General features: G+C 65.4%; 20 protein-coding genes. 11 read left to right on the forward strand and 9 right to left on the reverse strand.

Annotated features, from left to right (window positions below; genetic code table 11):
- Positions 1 to 39: 39 nt before the first annotated feature.
- Positions 40 to 2082 carry a lytic transglycosylase domain-containing protein gene (locus tag AmiPiv_RS02545; RefSeq protein WP_340035668.1) on the reverse strand — a complete coding sequence of 681 codons (2043 nt, stop codon included), beginning with the start codon at positions 2080 to 2082 and terminating at the stop codon, positions 40 to 42.
- Positions 2083 to 2315: 233 nt separating this feature from the next.
- Between AmiPiv_RS02545 and dapA the strand changes: the two genes are divergently transcribed.
- Together dapA and smpB are read left to right on the forward strand one after the other, a co-directional pair.
- Positions 2316 to 3197, forward strand: a complete 882-nt coding sequence (dapA, locus tag AmiPiv_RS02550; RefSeq protein ID WP_340035669.1) for a 4-hydroxy-tetrahydrodipicolinate synthase — start codon at positions 2316 to 2318, stop codon at positions 3195 to 3197.
- Between the two features lie 134 nt (positions 3198 to 3331).
- A complete protein-coding gene (gene smpB / locus AmiPiv_RS02555; protein ID WP_340035670.1) occupies positions 3332 to 3811 on the forward strand; it encodes an SsrA-binding protein SmpB in 480 nt (159 codons plus the stop codon).
- Positions 3812 to 4684: 873 nt separating this feature from the next.
- Here the strand turns inward: smpB and AmiPiv_RS02560 are convergent.
- The 4 genes from AmiPiv_RS02560 to AmiPiv_RS02575 all read right to left on the reverse strand — a co-directional run bounded on the left by AmiPiv_RS02560 (position 4685) and on the right by AmiPiv_RS02575 (position 6964).
- Positions 4685 to 4915, reverse strand: a complete 231-nt coding sequence (locus tag AmiPiv_RS02560) for a cold-shock protein (protein WP_340035671.1) — start codon at positions 4913 to 4915, stop codon at positions 4685 to 4687.
- A 337-nt stretch (positions 4916 to 5252) separates the two neighbouring features.
- Positions 5253 to 5402 carry a hypothetical protein gene (locus AmiPiv_RS02565; RefSeq protein WP_340035672.1) on the reverse strand — a complete coding sequence of 50 codons (150 nt, stop codon included), beginning with the start codon at positions 5400 to 5402 and terminating at the stop codon, positions 5253 to 5255.
- Positions 5403 to 5713: 311 nt separating this feature from the next.
- Positions 5714 to 6379: a uracil-DNA glycosylase gene (locus tag AmiPiv_RS02570; protein ID WP_340035673.1), complete on the reverse strand. Its 666-nt coding sequence runs from the start codon at positions 6377 to 6379 to the stop codon at positions 5714 to 5716.
- A 3-nt stretch (positions 6380 to 6382) separates the two neighbouring features.
- Positions 6383 to 6964: a LabA-like NYN domain-containing protein gene (locus tag AmiPiv_RS02575; RefSeq protein ID WP_340035674.1), complete on the reverse strand. Its 582-nt coding sequence runs from the start codon at positions 6962 to 6964 to the stop codon at positions 6383 to 6385.
- A gap of 277 nt (positions 6965 to 7241) precedes the next feature.
- Between AmiPiv_RS02575 and rpoZ the strand changes: the two genes are divergently transcribed.
- The 7 genes from rpoZ (at position 7242) to era (ending at position 13856) form a co-directional block, all read left to right on the forward strand.
- Positions 7242 to 7637 carry a DNA-directed RNA polymerase subunit omega gene (rpoZ, locus tag AmiPiv_RS02580; RefSeq protein ID WP_340035675.1) on the forward strand — a complete coding sequence of 132 codons (396 nt, stop codon included), beginning with the start codon at positions 7242 to 7244 and terminating at the stop codon, positions 7635 to 7637.
- 269 nt (positions 7638 to 7906) lie between these two features.
- The gene (locus AmiPiv_RS02585; RefSeq protein WP_340035676.1) at positions 7907 to 10141 is read left to right on the forward strand and encodes a RelA/SpoT family protein; all 2235 of its coding nucleotides are present in this window, start codon (positions 7907 to 7909) and stop codon (positions 10139 to 10141) included.
- 37 nt (positions 10142 to 10178) lie between these two features.
- Entirely contained in the window at positions 10179 to 10757 is a 579-nt protein-coding gene (gene pyrE, locus AmiPiv_RS02590; protein WP_340035677.1) for an orotate phosphoribosyltransferase, read from the forward strand.
- Positions 10758 to 10963: 206 nt separating this feature from the next.
- Entirely contained in the window at positions 10964 to 11380 is a 417-nt protein-coding gene (gene acpS, locus AmiPiv_RS02595) for a holo-ACP synthase (protein WP_340035678.1), read from the forward strand.
- 77 nt (positions 11381 to 11457) lie between these two features.
- A complete protein-coding gene (gene lepB / locus AmiPiv_RS02600; RefSeq protein ID WP_340035679.1) occupies positions 11458 to 12204 on the forward strand; it encodes a signal peptidase I in 747 nt (248 codons plus the stop codon).
- A 3-nt stretch (positions 12205 to 12207) separates the two neighbouring features.
- Positions 12208 to 12930 (forward strand): ribonuclease III, encoded by a 723-nt coding sequence (gene rnc, locus AmiPiv_RS02605; protein ID WP_340035680.1) that lies wholly within the window; start codon positions 12208 to 12210, stop codon positions 12928 to 12930.
- Positions 12927 to 13856: a GTPase Era gene (gene era, locus AmiPiv_RS02610; RefSeq protein WP_340035681.1), complete on the forward strand. Its 930-nt coding sequence runs from the start codon at positions 12927 to 12929 to the stop codon at positions 13854 to 13856. The genes rnc and era overlap by 4 nt, the downstream gene beginning before the upstream one ends.
- 55 nt (positions 13857 to 13911) lie before the next feature.
- Here era and AmiPiv_RS02615 read toward each other — a convergent pair whose 3' ends face one another.
- Together AmiPiv_RS02615 and AmiPiv_RS02620 are read right to left on the reverse strand one after the other, a co-directional pair.
- A complete protein-coding gene (locus tag AmiPiv_RS02615) occupies positions 13912 to 15240 on the reverse strand; it encodes a sensor histidine kinase (protein ID WP_340035682.1) in 1329 nt (442 codons plus the stop codon).
- Entirely contained in the window at positions 15237 to 15896 is a 660-nt protein-coding gene (locus AmiPiv_RS02620) for a response regulator transcription factor (protein ID WP_340035683.1), read from the reverse strand. The genes AmiPiv_RS02615 and AmiPiv_RS02620 overlap by 4 nt, the downstream gene beginning before the upstream one ends.
- 157 nt (positions 15897 to 16053) lie before the next feature.
- On the opposite strand from AmiPiv_RS02620, the gene AmiPiv_RS02625 reads away from it, so the two are divergent.
- On the forward strand, positions 16054 to 16332 hold the full coding sequence (locus AmiPiv_RS02625; protein WP_340035684.1) for a PepSY domain-containing protein: 279 nt from the start codon (positions 16054 to 16056) through the stop codon (positions 16330 to 16332).
- 3 nt (positions 16333 to 16335) lie between these two features.
- The gene (locus AmiPiv_RS02630; protein WP_340035685.1) at positions 16336 to 16875 is read left to right on the forward strand and encodes a cytochrome b/b6 domain-containing protein; all 540 of its coding nucleotides are present in this window, start codon (positions 16336 to 16338) and stop codon (positions 16873 to 16875) included.
- Positions 16876 to 17079: 204 nt separating this feature from the next.
- Here AmiPiv_RS02630 and AmiPiv_RS02635 read toward each other — a convergent pair whose 3' ends face one another.
- Both AmiPiv_RS02635 and fhuF read right to left on the reverse strand, forming a co-directional pair.
- Positions 17080 to 18183: an ABC transporter substrate-binding protein gene (locus AmiPiv_RS02635; RefSeq protein ID WP_340035686.1), complete on the reverse strand. Its 1104-nt coding sequence runs from the start codon at positions 18181 to 18183 to the stop codon at positions 17080 to 17082.
- A 2-nt stretch (positions 18184 to 18185) separates the two neighbouring features.
- On the reverse strand, positions 18186 to 18845 hold the full coding sequence (gene fhuF / locus AmiPiv_RS02640) for a siderophore-iron reductase FhuF (protein WP_340035925.1): 660 nt from the start codon (positions 18843 to 18845) through the stop codon (positions 18186 to 18188).
- Positions 18846 to 18875 lie beyond the last annotated feature (30 nt).

Raw genomic sequence — 18875 nt, forward strand, 5'->3', positions numbered from 1 at the left:
CGCGGCCCGCAGGCGAGGTCAAACGGCGACGGAGCCGGTTCAGCGGCCGTTGACCAGGTCGCCCTCGATGTCGTAGCGGCCCGACAGCCGCATCTTGTAGACCTGATAGTTTTCCATCACGCGCTGGACGTAGGTGCGGGTCTCCGTGAACGGAATGCGCTCGATCCAGTCGACGACGGTGTCGACGTCCTTGCCGCGTGGGTCGCCATAGCGCTCGACCCATTGGGCGGCGCGCCGCGGGCCGGCGTTGTAGCCGGCAAAGGTGAGCACGTAGGAGCCGTTGAAGCGGCTGAGCTGCTCGCCGAGGAAGGCGGCACCCAGCGTCGCATTGTAGCCGGCGTCGGTCGTCAGGCGGTCCTTCGAATAGGTCAGGCCGGCCTTCTTGGCCACGTCCTTGGCGGTACCGGGCAGAAGCTGCAGCAGGCCGCGCGCGCCGGCGCCGGACACCGCCGACACCTTGAACTCGCTTTCCTGGCGCGCGATCGCATAGGCCAGCGCCTTGCCGGAGCCGGAAATGTTGGCGGTGTCGGGAATGACGCCGATCGGATGCGACAGGGCGCCGACGTCGATGCCACGCTGCGCGGCGATCTTGCCGATGCGGAGCGCCAGGTAGTGGTTTTCCTGCTTCTCGGCCATCGCCGCGAGCAATGCCAGCTCGCCCGGGCTGTTCAGCTGCGAGGCGAGGTCGCGATAGAGCAACTCGGCATAGCGGGCATAGCCAGCACTTTCCAGGCGCCGGATGGCGCCCACCGCCTCGCGCTGCTCGAAGCCCTGCCGGTCCTGGTCGGTCGGTTTTGGATAGACGACGTTGAGCGATTTCTGGCCGATCCTTTCGGCGGCGAGCTGGCCGTAGAAGGTCGTGCCATAGACCGCCGCGCGGGCAAAATAGTCCTTGGCGTTGCCGGGGCCGCCGGCTTCGGCGGCACGGCCGAGCCAGTAATAGGCGCGCGACAGCGAGATCGGGCTGCTGCCGATCTCGGCGATCCGGGCGAAATGCTGTGCCGCCGTTGCCGCGTCGTTGAGGCCGCGCAGCGCATACCAGCCGGCCTGGAATTCGCCATCCGCGGCATTGACGGGGCTTTCGGCGGCACGTGTGGCGACGATGCGGTAGGCCGTCTTGACGTCGCCCTTGTCGAGGAGTTCGCGCGACAAGGTCCTGCGCTCCATCCACCAGGCGTCCGGATCGATGAGTGCGGCGCGGTCCTTCGGCGCCTTCAGCATGGCCGCTGCGGCTTCGGTGAATTTCTGTTCCTTACGCAGATAGCGCGCCTTGGCGTAGATGTAGCCGGCGGCCCGCTGCCTGGCGGGGACTGCGTCCAGCAGGGCCGCGGCCTTCTTGTCTCCCTTGATCACCGCGCCCCAGGCGTCGGCCAGCGGCTTGGCGCCGGCGAGCGCGGCCACGCGCTGCGCCGATTCGACCCGGTCGGCGTAGAGCATGCGCTCCATCCTGAGGCGATGGTCGGCGGCCGGGATCAGCGAACCGAATTCCTTGATGATCGTCGCTTCCTTGTCCGCGTCGAGCTTCTCGGCGCGCCAGTAGGGGCGAAGCGTTGCGAGTGCCGCCTTGCCGTCGCCCAGCTGCAGCTGCGCGCGGGCAAGCAGGATCGCCCCTTCGATGGTCTGCGGCTCGCTGCCGCCGAAGGCCGACACGACGATGTCGGCTGACGGGTTCTCGCGCGCCATGGCGCGCTCGCTGTTGCGGCGCAGGTTGGCCAGTCCCGGCCAGGACGGCAGCGCCTGCGCCGCCGCGGCGATCTCGCCGCTCGGCACCTGGTCGCCGCCATTGATGGCGATGGCCCACATCAGGATATGCCGGTCGAGGGCCGTTTCCGGCAGGCCATCGCGTATCGCGCGTGCCTGCGCCAGATTGCCGCTCGACAGCGCGTCGAGGCCGCCCTTCAACCCGTCGATGTTGCCAAATGCGGCGCGCATTGCGTCGGGCTTGCCGACGCTGGCGAAAGGAAGTGCCGAAGTCGTCTGCTGGTCGAGGCTCGATCCCGACGCAATGGTCGTCGACATCGCAAGAAATGCGCCCAGGAATACAGCAGGATACGGCCTGCCGGCCGGAATGAGCTTCGCCATTCCTTGTCCTTACACTTTGCCTTTGGAAGCGGGTAGTAGAAACTCTAACAGCCGCTGGTGAAGAGGCGGTAAACGAAAGGTTAGCGCATTCACTCGAATTGCCCCGGATGCCCAATGCGCCCCACTTGCCGCAAATTGGTGTCGAGACTATGGTGCGCGGCCCTGCTTTCGGCTAGAAAGCCGGCGACATCAAAAAGACCGCGAAACCGTAGCGTTCCCTGGAGTTGGACGACATGCTGAGAGGCTCACTTACCGCGCTCGTGACACCATTCGACAAGAATGGCCGTCTCGACGAGAAAGCCTTTCGCGAACTCGTCGAATGGCAGATCGCCGAGGGCACCACGGGCCTCGTTCCGGTCGGCACGACCGGCGAGTCGCCGACGCTGACCCATGACGAGCACCGCCACGTGGTGAAGATGTGCGTCGAGGTGGCGCGCGGCCGCGTGCCGGTGGTTGCCGGCGCCGGTTCGAACAACACCGAAGAGGCCGTCGGCCTGGTGAAGTTCGCCGAAAGCGTCGGTGCGGACGCCGTGCTGGTCGTCACCCCCTATTACAACAAGCCGACGCAGCGCGGGCTCTATGCGCATTTCGCGGCCGTTGCCCGGGCGACGACCCTGCCGGTCATCATCTACAACATCCCGCCGCGCTCGATCATCGACATGACGCCGGAGACGATGGGCCGGCTTGCCCACGACTTCAAGAACATCGCCGGCGTCAAGGACGCGACCGGTAAGGTCGAGCGCGTCTCCGAGCAGCGCATCACCTGCGGCAAGGACTTCATCCAGCTGTCGGGCGAGGACGCTTCGGCGCTCGGCTTCAACGCCCATGGCGGCGTCGGCGCCATTTCGGTGACCTCGAATGTCGCCCCCAGGCTGTGCGCCGAGTTCCAGAACGCCAGCCTGTCCGGCGACAAGGACAAGGCGCTGGAGTTGCAGGACCGCCTGATGCCGCTGCACAAGGCGATCTTCATCGAGCCGGGCGCTTCGGGCGCGAAATACGCGCTGTCGCGCCTCGGCCGCATCGAGAACGTGCTGCGTTCGCCGCTGGTCACCATCGAGCAGTCGACCGCCGAGAAGATCGACGCGGCGATGAAATTCGTCGGCCTCATCAACTGATCTGCGCGAAGCCCTTGAAAGAGCCCGCTCGCGCGGTCATCTGAAGGCGTCTTTCGCGCCGTCCGCGCGGCGGCAATCCTGCCGCGCCGGCCACGAAAACACCAACATTTGGCTCGCCTGAGCGAGTGAGAGACATGGTACAGGGCAAGAAATCCGACCCCAACAACAAGATCGCCGCGGAAAACCGCAAGGCGCGCTTCAACTATGAGGTGCTCGACACGATCGAGGCAGGCATGGTCTTGAGCGGCACCGAGGTCAAGTCGCTGCGCCTGGGGCAGGCCAACATCCAGGATTCCTACGCCTCGTTCGAGGGCGGGGAACTGTGGCTGATCAATTCCTACGTGCCGGAATACCTGCAGGCCAATCGCTTCAACCACGAGACGCGGCGTCGCCGCAAACTTCTGGTCAACAAGCGCGAGATGGCCAAGCTCGCCCAGAGCATCGAGCGCGAGGGCATGACGCTCGTGCCGCTCAAGATCTATTTCAACGATCGCGGCATGGCCAAGATGCTGCTCGCCGTCGGCCGCGGCAAGAAGCTGCACGACAAGCGCGAGACCGAAAAGCAGCGCGACTGGAACCGCGAGAAGGGGCGCTTGCTCAAGGAGCGCGGGTAGGGGGCGTGCCTTCCCTTCTCCCCTTGTGGGAGAAGGTGCCCCGAAGGGGCGGAAGAGGGGTGCTGCCGGGAGCCGTCCTTGAGATCCTTTGCCATCCAGCGCCTTCTCCTGCCGTCTCTCATTACTTCCAACACCCCTCATCCGACCTCGCTTCGCTCGGCCACCTTCCCCCGCAAGGGGAGAAGGGAAGTCGCACGTCTCCATTGCCACACCCCGTTTCCGGTCTGGCCATTGTGGTGAAAGGTTCGGGAAGCGGGGCGCGCGGCCGAGCCTTCCGATAGTTTGATACGTGGCGCGAACCGCGCGCCCCGCCCGGTGTCTGTCCCTCGGTCGGCCGGTCACAGGTCCGTCCCACGGTCTTTTCGTGGCCTGAACCCGCGGCTTCTCCGCACCGTCCGGCACCCGCCATTTGCGGCGCGCGCCGGACGACGCCGGCCTGTCGACGGGCCCTCGGAGCCACGGCTACCGCAGCCGTGGCGGGAGGTCACCGCCGCCCTTCCTGACACCCGGTGCGCACCAGGTCCCGACAAGGGCGATGGCACGAGAATACCGGAGGTTTTGGAGGGGGTGGAAAAACGGGAGAATTTCTCCACGCGGTCTGCTGACAGAGTTCCTGACAAAGTCAGGCGTGCACGGATCGCGACGAGGCAAATTGGCCGATGACAAGTCGTCGACAGGCAAAATACTGGCCTTGACGAAAAAAAAGCCCAACCGTGGAAACTCTCTCCCCGCCAAAGGCAGCGAACTGGCTCCCGGCCCCTTGTTTCGAAATCGCGGTCAATAAAAAAGGCCAGACAAGCTGTCTGGCCTTTCTTTGGTTGTCGTGCCCCTGGCGGTGCCAGTGCATCCGTGGTCGAGGGGCACAAGGACCGATCAGGCGGCCTGCAGCTTGCCTGCAGACATCTTGCCCGACTTGTTGTCGCGCTCCAACTCGTAGGAGATCTTCTGGCCTTCGACGAGTTCGCGCATGCCGGCGCGCTCGACGGCGGAGATGTGAACGAACACGTCTGCCGCGCCATCGTCAGGCTGAATGAAGCCGAAGCCCTTGGTGGAATTGAACCATTTCACTGTGCCAGTGGCCATGACAAACCCCTTTTGTGGCATATCCAATAACCGCCAAGCGACTGCGAGGCGGTTTCACGTCTCGATTTCATTTGAAAGGACGTTCGTCGACGCACAGTGTCACTGTGCAAAAACAAAAATCGAACAAGCAAATATCGACGAGCATTGGGTACCCTCATCGGGCCGCCGAGTCAATTTTGTTATCCATGATCGAGATTCGCCGCCGCTTGCGCGCCGGTCCGCGGTCGAAATACGGCATTTGCCGTATGCCCGCGTTGGCGCTTTGCGTCCATTCCACCATGCAGACCACGCTTCTGGCGCAAGCGTGGTTCGGCACCGGCGCGGTGCCTTGCTGCGCAGCAGATGGCCGAGTGGCCGGTTAAAGGAACCAATCGATGAAGACGATCATGATGGCGGCGGCGGCGTCGCTGATGCTGACGTCCGCGGCATTTGCCGCTATCCCGGCGACGGCCCAGACTGCCGCGAAGTCCGTGGCCAGCAGCGAAAAGCCGAAGGATGCCGCTGCCATGCAGCTGGCCGCCGGACCCAACAGGAGCGGCGCAACTTCTGCGTCGTCGCGCGGCAGGGGCTTCACCCCGGGCAGGGGTTGGGCCGGCTGAACGCGCGGCCCATGCGGTCCGTTGCCTGAGCGGGGCATCGTCGCCGCCGGCGCGCGGCCTTCATCGCCGAGCAGCCTGCGGCCAGGATGATCGTCCGTTCGCGATCATGCGGCTGGCGCGATAGCCAGCCGTTCCATATTCCACTGCGCCTTGCCCGATCGTCGCCTCGCGCGCGATCGGGCTTTTTTCGGGAAGCCCGGCCGGCCGGGCCGCCAGCCGACTATTTTCGCAAGAATTCCGCTACGTCACGGAAAACATTGACGAACATCTGTTCCGTCAGCACGCCCGTATTGGTGTTGTAGCGCGAGCAGTGATAGCTCGAAAACACCGCGATGCCGCCGACATCGGCGCGGGCGCCGTGCTTGAAGGGGACGGCTGCGACACGCGCGCCGAGAGCGCGGACGGTCGACTGGTGGCCGATCGAGCCGAGCGTCAGGATGGCCTTCAGATTGGGAAAGCGTTGGATCGTCGGCACGAGGAAGGTGCGGCAGGTGTTGATCTCGGCGCCGACCGGCTTGTTTTCCGGCGGCACGCAGCGCACCGCGTTGGTGATCGCCGTGCCGATGAGTTCCAGGCTGTCGTCGGGGCGGGCGAGGAACTCGCCGCGCGCCATGCCGAAGCGCTTGAGCGTGGCGTAGAGCAGGTCGCCGGCATAGTCGCCGGTGAACGGCCGTCCCGTCCGGTTCGCCCCGCGCAGGCCCGGCGCCAGGCCGACGATGAGGAACCTGACGCTGGCCTCGCCCTCCGGGGGCAGGAAGGAGCGGACGGGCGCGTTGTACCAGCCCGGCTCGCGCTCGCGCCAGCCGGCGATGAAGCCGTGCAGGCGCGGGCAGAGCGGGCAATCCCGGTCGGGATCGACCGGCTGGACTGAAGCGGGTGACAGCATGGGTCAGGCGTCGTCCGGCGTTGGCTCGACCGGATCGGGCTTGCGGGCCGGGCGCTCCGACGGCTCGCGGCCGATTTCGGCCTTGAGCGTCATCAGGTCGATGAAATGGTCGGCCTGCCGGCGCAGGTCGTCCGAGATCATCGGCGGCTGAGAGGCCATGGTGGAGACCACGCTGACCTTCCTGCCGCGGCGCTGCAGCGCCTCGACGAGGGTGCGGAAATCGCCGTCGCCCGAGAAGATGACGTAGTGGTCGACGACGTCGGCGAGCTCGAGGGCATCGACCGTCAGCTCGATGTCCATGTTGCCCTTGATCTTGCGCCGGCCGGTGGCGTCCGTGAACTCCTTGGCGGGCTTGGTGACGACCTTGAAGCCGTTGTAGTCGAGCCAGTCGATGAGCGGCCGGATCGAGGAATATTCCTGATCCTCGACGAGGGCGGTGTAGTAGTAGGCGCGCAGCAGGTAGCCGTGCTTCTGGAAGCTTGCGAGCAGTTTTCGGTAGTCGATGTCGAAGCCGAGGGAGCGGGAGGTGGCGTAGAGATTTGCTCCGTCGATAAACAGTGCGATCTTCTCGCGAGGATCAAACATAGGAAAATTCCTTGTTGAAATAGGCCGATGCCAAATTCGCTCCTGGGAGCGTCCGTTCTCCCCCAAACAATGGTCTTACCCCAATCCGGGAAATATCGCCCGTCCGCCGTCATTCCAAGAGGGGTAGGGTTGCCTCGGGGTAAAAAAATTGTGGCTGGACGCGACCGGCCTGGAAGCGACATGCACGCGCGCCGGCTTCATGCTTGAATTATCCGGGCTTTCGCGATAAGGCAGCCGTCAAGCTTTCCGTCACATCCATGCATGAAAGGGGCACTTCATGGCCCGCGTAACCGTTGAAGACTGCATCGACAAGGTCGGCAACCGCTTCGAGCTGGTGTTGCTGGCCGGCCATCGCGCCCGCCAGATCTCGCAGGGCGCGCAGATCACGCTGCCGCGCGACAACGACAAGAACCCGGTCGTGGCGCTGCGCGAAATCGCCGACGAGACGCTGTCTCCCGACGATCTCAAGGAAGACCTGATCCACTCGCTGCAGAAGCATGTCGAGGTCGACGAGCCGGAGCCCGAGGCGCCGGAAGCCGCCGACCAGGCCACGGCTTCTGCCATCGACAGCGACGAGCCCGAAGAGAACATCAACTTCGACCGCATGTCGGAGGAAGACCTGCTCGCCGGCATCGAGAGCCTGGTGGCGCCGGAAAAGAGCGACGACTACTGAGACCTTTTGCGAATTCTACCCTGCCGGCCGCCTGACGCGACTTTCTGCGCTTCCGGTGCTCACGGACCCGAAAGTCCGCTCCGCTCCGGTTCTCGAAAGCCACGCCATCCGACTCGGCAGGGCGAATTCTCAAAAAGGCCTCGCGTCGCGTTAAACTCGCGTCAAACCGGCCAATCGGCACTTCCGCGCCGCCATATCAGTGTTTATCTATGACATGCGTCGCAAGCCCTTGCGGCGCATGATTCATTTCAAGTTCCGGGAAGCCGCCCATGATGCGTCAGTATGAGCTTGTCGAGCGCGTCCAGCGCTACAAGCCTGACGTCAACGAGGCGCTGCTCAACAAGGCTTATGTCTATGCCATGCAGAAGCATGGCCATCAGCGCCGCGCCTCGGGCGATCCCTATTTCTCGCATCCGCTGGAAGTGGCGGCGATCCTCACCGACATGCATCTCGACGAGGCGACGATCGCGGTCGCCCTGCTGCACGACACCATCGAGGACACCTCGGCGACGCGCGCCGAGATCGACGAGCTGTTCGGCTCCGACATCGGCAAGCTGGTCGAGGGCCTGACCAAGCTCAAGAAGCTCGACCTCGTCTCCAAGAAGGCCGAGCAGGCGGAGAATTTGCGCAAGCTGCTGCTGGCGATCTCGGAGGACGTGCGCGTGCTCCTGGTCAAGCTGGCCGACCGGCTGCACAACATGCGCACCCTGCACCACGTGCCCGAGAGCAAGCGCCTGCGCATCGCCGAGGAGACGATGGACATCTATGCGCCGCTCGCCGGCCGCATGGGCATGCAGGGGATGCGCGAGGAGCTCGAGGAGCTCGCCTTCCGCTACATCAATCCGGAAGCCTACCGGACCGTGACGGAGCGGCTGAAGGACCTTTCCGAGCGCAACAAGGGCGTGCTCGCCGACATCGAGAAGTCGCTGTCGGAGCTGTTCGAGAAATATGCCATCAAGGCCAAGGTGACGAGCCGGCAGAAGAAGCCCTGGTCGGTGTTCCGCAAGATGGAGACCAAGGCGCTGTCCTTCGAGCAGCTGTCGGACATCTTCGGCTTCCGCGTCGTCGTCGACGGCGTCGAGGACTGCTACCGCGCGCTCGGCGCCATCCATACCTCGTGGTCGATGGTGCCGGGGCGCTTCAAGGACTACATCTCGACGCCCAAGCAGAACGACTACCGCTCGATCCACACCACCATCGTCGGCCCCTCGCGCCAGCGCATCGAGCTGCAGATCCGCACCCGCGATATGAACAAGATCGCCGAATACGGCGTGGCGGCGCACTCGATCTACAAGGACAACGTCGCCAAGCTCAACGGCGCCGGCCACCAGATTTCGAAGGACACCAACGCCTATGCCTGGCTGAGGCGCACCATCGAGCAGCTGGCGGAGGGCGACAGCCCCGAGGACTTCCTCGAGAACACCAAGCTCGAGCTGTTCCAGGACCAGGTGTTCTGCTTCACGCCCAAGGGCATGCTGATCGCGCTGCCGCGCGGCGCCACCCCGATCGACTTCGCCTATGCGGTGCACACCGACGTCGGCGACACCTGCGTGGGCGCCAAGGTCAACGGCCGGGTGATGCCGCTGATGACCGAGCTCAAGAACGGCGACGAGGTCGAGATCATCCGCTCCAAGGCGCAGGTGCCGCCGGCGGCGTGGGAATCGATCGTGGTGACCGGCAAGGCGCGCGCCGCGATCCGGCGGGCGACCAAGAACGCCATCCGCAAGCAATATTCGGGGCTGGGCACGCGCATCCTCGAGCGCACCTTCGAGCGCGCCGGCAAGAAGTTCTCCAAGGACGGCCTGAAGCCGGTGCTGCACCGGCTGGCGCGCAAGGACATCGAGGACGTGCTGGCGGCGGTCGGCCGCGGCGAGCTGTCGTCGAACGACGTGGTGCGCGCCGTGTTCCCCGACTACAAGGAGGAGCGGGCGACGCCGACGACGCCCAAGCAGCGCGAGGAGGGCTGGTCGAAGATCCGCAACGCCGCCGGCATGCTGTTCCAGATCCCCGGGCGCGGCGCGCCGAGCCAGCGCCAGGAGACGAAGCGCTGGGGGCCGGCGGTGCCGATCCGCGGCGTCAGCGGCGACCTGCCGGTCAAGTTCGCACCGGAGGGGGCGGTGCCGGGCGACCGCATCGTCGGCATCATGCAGCCGGGCTCGGGCATCACCATCTATCCGATCCAGTCGCCGTCGCTGATGGCCTTCGACGACCAGCCGGAGCGCTGGATCGACGTGCGCTGGGACCTCGACGAGGGCTCGAAGGAGCGCTTCCCCGCCCGCATCTCGGTGACGGCGATCAACGCGCCGGGTTCGCTCGCCGACATCGCCCAGGTGGTGGCGGCCAACGACGCCAACATCCACTCGCTGTCGATGGTGCGCACGGCGCCCGACTTCACCGAAATGCTGCTCGATCTCGAAGTGTGGGATTTGAAGCACCTGAACCGGCTGATCTCCCAGCTCAAGGAAAACAACAGCGTCAGCGACGCGCGCCGCGTCAACGGCTGACGGCCGCCGCGCGCTGGACGACGACAGGAAGGAAAAAATGCAGACAAGCGAAGTCCTGGACATCTTCCGCTCGGCGGGCGCCGTGCTCGAAGGCCATTTCATCCTGACCTCGGGCCTGCGCAGCCCCGTCTTCCTGCAGAAGGCACGGGTGTTCATGCACGCCGACAAGACCGAAGCGCTGTGCAAGGCGCTGGCCGCAAAGATCCGCGACGAGGTGGGCGGCGACATCGACTATGTCGTGGGGCCTGCGATCGGCGGGCTGATCCCGGCCTACGAGACGTCGCGGCATCTCAAGGTGCCGGCGATCTGGGTCGAGCGCGAGCAGGGGGTGTTCCGCCTGCGCCGCTTCGAGATCGAGAAGGGCGCGCGCGTCGTCATCGTCGAGGACATCGTCACCACGGGCCTGTCGATCCGCGAGACCATCGAATGCCTGCGCGGGCTCGGCGCCGAGGTGGTGGCCGCGGCCTGCATCATCGACCGTTCGGCCGGCAAGACCGACGTCGGCGTGCCGCTGGTGGCGCTCGCCGAATACGAGGTGCCGGCCTATCCGGCCGACCAGCTGCCGCCGGAACTGGCCGCGATCCCGGCGATCAAGCCGGGCAGCCGGAACATCTGAGGCTTGAGCCCGCTCGCCCCCCTCTGGCCTGCCGGCCATCTCCCCCTCAAGGGGGGAGATTGGCTGTCATTGCGACCGTCGCCAATCACGGATGTCGCAGGGGGCGCGCATCGGCTGCAGCTGCTAATCTCCCCCCTTGAGGGGGAGATGCCCGGCAGGGCAGAGGGGGGCATGCAGTGGACTGCCCCTGAAGGAAGCGCAGCGCCATGATCATCGGCATCGGCAGCGACTTGGTCGACATCAGACGGATCGAAAAATCGATCCAGCGCCACGGCGAACGCTTCATCCAGCGCATCTTCACCGAGGCCGAGCAGGAACGGGCCGAGGGCAGGCGCGGGCGCATCGCCTCCTATGCCAAGCGCTTCGCCGCCAAGGAGGCCTGCGCCAAGGCGCTCGGCTGCGGCATCGCCGAGGGCGTGTTCTGGCGCGACATGGGCGTGGTCAACCAGCCGGGCGGGCGGCCGACGATGGAACTGAGCGGCGGCGCTGCCGCGCGGCTGGCGACGATGACGCCGCAAGGCCAGCGCGCGGTGGTGCACCTCACCATCACCGACGATTTTCCGCTGGCGCAGGCCTTTGTTGTGATCGAGCTGCAGCCCGCCGAACAACCGCCATCTTCCTAGGCTCTTGGCGGCGGCAGAGACATTGCCCCCGGGCCTGCGAGCCCTTATACCCATCGCGACCTACAATCGAGGACGACATGAGCGTGGCTGAAAAACAGAAGAAGTCCGGCGGGCTGGGCGAGACCGTGAGCGTCATCGTCCAGGCGCTGCTCTTGGCGCTGGTGATCCGCACCTTCCTGTTCCAGCCGTTCTCGATCCCGTCGGGCTCGATGCGGCCGACGCTGCTCGAGGGCGACTATCTGTTCGTCACCAAATGGGCCTACGGCTATTCGCGCTTCTCGCTGCCGCTGTCGCCCAACCTGTTCTCCGGCCGCATCTTCGGCAGCGATCCCGAGCGCGGCGACGTGGTCGTCTTCAAGTTCCCGCCGAACCCGTCGCTCGATTACATCAAGCGCGTGATCGGCCTGCCCGGCGACCGGGTGCAGATGAAGGGCGGCGTGCTCTACATCAACGGCACCGCGGTGCCGCGCGAAAAGGTCGGCCAGATCGACAATCCCGACATCACCGAGGAAAACCGCCCGGTCGACGTCTACCGCGAAACGCTGCCGAACGGCGTCTCCTATGACACGCTCGACCTCACGCCGAACGCGATCGGCGACGACACGCGCGAATTCGTCGTGCCCGAGGGCCATTTCTTCATGATGGGCGACAACCGCGACAACTCGACCGACAGCCGCTTCACCGTCGGCTTCGTGCCGGCCGAGAACCTCGTCGGCCGCGCCAACATCATCTTCTTCTCCATCGCCAGCGGCGCCAGCCCGCTCGAGATATGGAAGTGGCCGACCGAGATGCGCGGCTCGCGCCTGCTCAACTTCGTCAGATAGGAAATGTCTGCGAAGCGGCTCACCGCCACCGATCTCGCCGATGCGCTGCAGCTCCGCACCGGCCACGTCTTCCGCGATCCCCAGCGCCTGCAGCGGGCGCTGACGCATGGCAGCGCCCGCAGCGCCCACGCCGGCGTCGACTACGAGCGCTTCGAGTTCCTGGGCGACCGGGTGCTCGGGCTGGCGGTGGCCGACATGCTGCTGGCCGACTTCCCCGAGGCGCCCGAGGGCGAGCTTTCGGTGCGGCTCAACGCGCTGGTCAATGCCGAGGCGCTGGCCCAGATCGCCGACCAGATCGGCCTTGCCGACCTGATCCGCGCCGGCTCGGAGGTGCGCAACCTCGCCGAGCGCAAGCGCGTCAACCTGCGCGCCGACGCGCTGGAATCGCTGATCGCGGTGATCTATCTCGACGGCGGGCTCGACGCCGCCAAGCGCTTCATCCACAAATACTGGAAGCCGCGCGCCGTGGCCGTGGACGCCGCCCGCCGCGACCCCAAGACCGAGCTGCAGGAATGGGCCCACCAGGCCGCAAGCGCGGTGCCCGCCTACCAGATCGAGGGCCGAACCGGCCCCGACCACGACCCCGTCTTCACCGTCAGCGTGCGGGTGGGGGATTATCCGCCGGCCACCGGCACCGGGCGCTCCAAGCGCGAGGCCGAGCAGAATGCCGCCGCCGCCGTGCTGTTGCGCGAGGGCGTGTGGAAGAACGAGGAGACCGCGTCGTGACCGATGCCCCCGAAACCGCCGCATCCGAAGCGGCAGCCACGCGCTCGGGCTTCGTCGCCCTGATCGGCGCGCCGAATGCCGGCAAGTCGACGCTGGTCAACCAGCTGGTCGGCGCCAAGGTGTCGATCGTCACCCACAAGGTGCAGACCACGCGCGCCATCGTGCGCGGCATCGCCACCCACGACAACGCCCAGATCGTCTTCGTCGACACGCCCGGCATCTTCAGGCCGCGCCGCCGCCTCGACACCGCCATGGTGACCACCGCTTGGGGCGGGGCCAAGGACGCCGACCTGATCCTGGTGCTGATCGACGCCGAGCGCGGCATCAAGGGCGATGCCGACGCGATCCTCGAGCGCCTCAAGGACGTGCGCCAGCCCAAGGTGCTGATCCTCAACAAGGTCGACCGGGTGAAGCCGGAGGCGCTGCTCAAGTTGACCTCGAGCGCCAACGATCGCGTCGAGTTCGAACGCACCTTCATGGTCTCGGCGCTGACCGGCTCCGGCTGCAAGGACCTCCTCGATTTCCTGGCAATGCGCCTGCCCGAGGGCCCCTGGTATTATCCCGAGGACCAGATCTCCGACCTGCCGATGCGCCAGCTCGCCGCCGAGATCACCCGCGAGAAGCTCTATCTGCGCCTGCACCAGGAACTGCCCTATTCGTCGCATGTCGAGACGGAGAAGTGGGAGGAGAAGCCCGACGGTTCGGTGCGCATCGAGCAGGTCATCTATGTCGAGCGCGACAGCCAGAAGAAGATCGTGCTCGGTCACAAGGGCGAGACCATCCGCGCCATCGGCCAGGCCTCGCGCATGGAAATCGGCGGCATCCTCGAGCAGAAGGTGCACCTGTTCCTGTTCGTCAAGGTGCGCGAGAACTGGGGCGACGACCCCGAGCGCTACCGCGAGATGGGGCTGGAGTTCCCGCATTAGGGGAAGGGGCCGACACGCCGATGGTCGGCCGAAGCGCCAGAATGGGCCGGCTACCCTACAGCGTCAACAAGGCGTCGAAGCCGTCCGTCCCGTTGCTTGCCGGCGATCGGAAGCGCAACGATCCGCCCATCTGCCGTACAAGGGTCTCCGCGATGGACAGTCCAAGGCCCGTTCCCGCGGCACGTGCGGATGCACGCTGGAACCGAGCGGTCAGTTTGGCGAGCTTTTCCGCCGGCACAATCGGTCCGGTGTTCGAAACTGAGATGGTGTCCTGATCCTTCAGGGAAATTGTAACGTTGCCTTCGGAAGCTCCGTGAGTCAGGGCGTTCTCGATCAGATTGCGCAACACGATGCCGAATGCGTCTACATCCACCTTTCTGACCAGCGTGGCCGAGGGCTCCAGGTCGAGAACGATCCGTCCGGCATGTTGGGACCCGCGCTCGAAATCGGCGGCAACCAGGCGAATGATGGCCGCGAGGTCGGCCGGTGCCTGGGTCAACCCGATGCCGGAGTCGGCACGGGCAAGCTGAAGCAGCTTCTCCGTCAGGCGCGCGAGCCGCATCAGCGCGGTCTCGATGTCCTGGGCCCGGGTCCGTGCGGTTCCCTTCGGCAATTCGCGGCTCAATTGCTGGACCTGGGCAAGCGCACCGGCGACCGGCGTGCGCAATTCATGGGCGGCGTTGGCCGTGAACTCGCGCTCGGCTTCGATTGCGTGGCTGAGACGAGCAAGCAGATGATTGACCGAACTGGCGATCGTTGCCAATTCGACCGGCAGCTTCTCGACCTCGATAGGCATCAGATTGGCGCTGTCGCGGGCCCCGATCTCATGCCTGAAGGTACCGATCGGCTTCAGGGACCGCCTGACGACCAGCCAGATCACCACGAGGCTCAGCGGGGCGAGGGGAAGCACCGGGACAAGAAGCGAGAGCGCACTTTCGCGCATCGCTTCCCATCGGTGATCGAGCGGGTCGGCAACCTGAAGGAAGAGTGTGCCGCTGAGAGCTGTTTCGGTGTAGATGCGGTGCGTCGCCGTCTGATAGAAACCGGGCCTGAGCGGCGCCTCGAAGGGCGCTTGAGGGGCATCGTGCGAATGCAGCAGAACTTGCCCACGGGCATCGCGCGCCTGGTAAAGGAGATGCTCCTCGTGGGAGAGGGTCGCTTCATCGATGCTTCGCGGAACCGATGTGTTGGCCCGTTGGTAGAGATCGTCCACAACGAGAGGCATCAGCCGCTGGGTGGTTTCCTGGAGCGCGCTGTCGAAGACTTCCTGATACTCGTGGTGCATGACAAACGCGGCCAGACCCGCGGCAGCGAACCAGAAAACGACCGCGACGCCGATGAGCCAGCGCATGAGCTGGCGGGTCACGCTTATCTGCCTGCTCATGCCTCGACGATCCTGTAGCCTACGCCGCGCACGGTGGTGATGATCTCGTTGCCGAGCTTCTTGCGCAGCCGGCTGACGTAGACCTCAACGGTGTTGCTCTCCACTTCGGCGCCGAGTTCGTAGAGCGCATCTTCGATCTGGGCTTTCGAGACAACGGCGCCTCGACGATGGAGCAGCCGGTCGAGCACGGCCCACTCGCGCGCCGTCAGATCGATGGAAAGATCGTCGCGCGTGATGGTCCGCTCTGCGGGTGCGATCGTCAGCGGGCCAACGTCGAGCCTCGTCTGCGTGTTCTGGCCATAGCGCCGGGCGACGGCGTGTATCCGTGCGGACAGTTCGTCCAGATTGAACGGCTTGACCAGATAGTCGTCAGCGCCCGCGTTCAACCCGGAAATCCGGTCCGAGATTTGGTCGCGCGCCGTCAGGACGATAACCGGGACGAAGTTGGCGCGATCGCGAAGCGCCTGAAGGAAGGCGAGGCCGTTGCCATCGGGCAGGTGCAGGTCGAGAAGCACGAGGTCATAGGCCACGACTGACACGAACTCATCTGCCTCCGCCAGGGTCTTTGCCCAGTCGACGGCGTGGCCGTTGCCGCTGGCGTGGTCCTTCAAAGCGCCGCCGATCGCCCTGTCGTCTTCGACCAGAAGTATGCGCATGTCGATCTGCAAGTCCTTCGATTGGGTCGCCAGCGGATAGAATGAAGACCTGACAACAGCCTGAACGCAATGTCCCACATGGTCTCGGTTCCCGTTCAGGCTGCTGTCAGCTTCGCGCTCCAGAAGGCGGGTGTCGGATCAACCGAAGGAGCTTGAAATGAAAACGATCCTCATACCCGTTGTCCTGGTGGGCGCGCTGGCGAGCGCACCGGCATTCGCAGGCAACAAATGCGACGTTCCTGTTGGAGAATGGCAGCCGCGCGAGGCGCTCGAAGCCAAGTTGAAGTCGGATGGATGGCAGGTTCGCTCCATCAAGACCGAGGACGGCTGCTACGAGGCCTACGCAATCGACGCGGCTGGCAAGAAGGTGGAGGCCTACTTCAATCCGAAATCCCTCGAGCGGGTCGGCGGTTCGAGCGAAGACAGCGAGGGTTGATCAATGCCCGCCACCGTGAAGGTTTGGGATCCATTCGTCAGGGTCTTCCATTGGAGCCTCGTGGCCAGCCTCGCGGTGGCGTGGCTTGCCGCCGACGAGACAAGGATTGTGCACGATCTGGCAGGCTATGCGGCCGGCGCGCTTGTCGCCTCCCGCCTGGTGTGGGGGCTGATCGGTTCCCGCTATGCCCGTTTCACGCAGTTCATTCGCAGACCGCGCAAGACGCTCGGCTATGCCCGGGATGTCCTGGCGGGACGGGAAGCCCGATATCTGGGCCATAATCCTCTCGGCGGCGTGATGATTGTCTGGCTTCTCGGGGCCGTGGCGGCGGTAGCCGTGACAGGATGGCTGCAGACGACCGATATGTTCTGGGGAATCGAGTGGGTGGAGGAGGCCCACGAGGTCGCCGCGAACCTGATGCTGGCGCTGGTCGGCCTGCATGTCGCCGGCGTTGTGTTCTCCAGCATTCGCCACCGCGAGAATCTGGTGCGCGCCATGCTGACGGGCCGCAAGGCCGCTGCCAGTGCCAGCGACGTTTCCTGACAGCCGTCGGCGCGGGCCAGAGATGGGCCGGTCCGGCGACGACCGCCGGAACCGGCCTGTCGCATTCTGCCAGGCTGCGGCGACGTTGTGTCCGCCGCAGCTCCCGCCCAGGATTTTCCCGTGGCCGGCAGCCCGCTGCTGTCCTGGTCCTGCGGCTGACAGCGCAGCACGTCGAAAGACGCCCTCAGCCTTGTCGGCGGATGCTCATTTTTCGCGGAGACTGATCCAGTAGGCGCCGTCGAACGGCACGGCAGCAAAGCGCTCGTTGATTTCCTTCATGGTGTCGGCCGGGTCGATGTCGGCAAACAGGTCCGGGCGCAGCCAGCGGGCGAATGCCTCGGCTGCCAGGATGTTGAGCGGCACGGCGTTGAAGAAGTTCCACAGCCCATGCACCCGGCCATCGCGCACCGCCTTCAGCCTGGCAAGGAAGGGGTCTCGTACCGCATTGGCCAGCGTCGTGCGCGCTTCCCCTGGATCGACGCCGGGGCCGACGGAAAACGAGCTGTAGGTGCCACCCGGCGAGGCGGTGGCGATGTAGACGTCCGGATCCGAGGCGACGATGAATTCGTTGCTGACGAAGGCGCCCGGCCGCGGCAGCTTGTCGCCGACGTTGCGGCTGCCGGTGATGGCGATGAACTCCCCCAGCCCGCCGACGCCAAAGGCGTAGCAGCACCTGTCCGGATTGGGAAAGGCTTGCATCAGCACGGTGGGCCCGGGTTCGGGATGGGCCGCGACGCGGGCCCGGATGCGTTCGACGCGCGCGTCGTAGAAGTCGGCAAAGGCATTGGCCCGGTCCTCGCGATCGAGCACGCGTCCGAGCAGGCGCATGTTATCGGCAGTGTTCTTCAAGACGTCGCTGCTGAAGTCGACGACAATGACCGGAACGCCCGCCTGCTCCAGATGGGCGATCGCCTGCCGGCCAAGCTCGATGTCGGCCTGCCAGTTGGAGAAGATGGCGAGGTCCGCCTTGAGCGACAGGACCGTTTCCAACGATACGGTGTTGCCGTCGCCGATGATCGGAACCTGCGCGATCTTCGGGAACTTGTCGCGGAAGCGCGCGTAGATCTCGGGGTTGTCGTTTTTCATGTCGTCCGACCAGCCCGCAAGCAGGCTCACCGGATCGGGATGGATGAGCGAGAGTGCGACCAGGTTGAAGCCGCTGCCAAGCAGGATGGCCTTCGGCTCCGCCGGGACAGTCACCTTGCGGCCGAGCGCATCTTTGACGGTCAGCGGAAACCGCACTTCGGCCCCGGCCGGGCCTGGCGAGAGGCAAAGGAAGGCGGCGAGGACAAAAAGGATCAGGCGCATTCTCATTGCTTTCTTTGGCTTGGCAGGGCGCACAGCTCGCCGCAACTTGGAATGCCGGGCAGCATGTAGCGCAGGCAGCACACCCGGCGGCGACAGTGCGCCTGACCGCCCTCGATCTCCCGTCGCAGGCAGCCGTGAAACGGATTGCGCCTGCCGCCGGCAAGCTGTGGCCGGTCGAAAAGCGGGCGCGAGGGCCAGTGGTCCTCGCCGTTTGAAGTCGGCTCGGTCGCGTTGACGGCGTAGTCGATGTAGACTGCGGCATTGTTCCAGGCGAGTTTTGCCGAGATGCCGGCCTTTTCCTTGAACAACTCCACGACCCGGGCGAGGTGACCTTCCACGAGCGGAGTGACCAGCCCCAGCAGGCCGCCGCCATCGCCCCAGCTTCCCTCGTGCGGCAGGCCAAATGCGCGCGGCAATCCGTCCTCTGCCAGTGCAATCGTCATTTCGTCGTAGCCGACAGGCAATGCCGCCTGCATCCTGCCGGCGACGACATAGGGGATCGTCAGGGCGGAGAAGTAGTAGAGCGACCAGAACGAGGCGGCGGCCCGCCGATCCGCATTGCCGTGAGCGGCGGCGAGCCGATCGAGCGCGTGCGCAAAACCGTCTCCGGCGAGGAAGGCGCCGAGCGGCATGGCGCCCTCGAGATCCGAAGAGAGCATCATCTTCTCGCCGCACCAGGCCTGGTCGCCGGC

The organism is Aminobacter sp. Piv2-1 (assembly GCF_037625995.1).
In the GTDB taxonomy this organism is placed as follows: Bacteria; Pseudomonadota; Alphaproteobacteria; order Rhizobiales; family Rhizobiaceae; genus Aminobacter.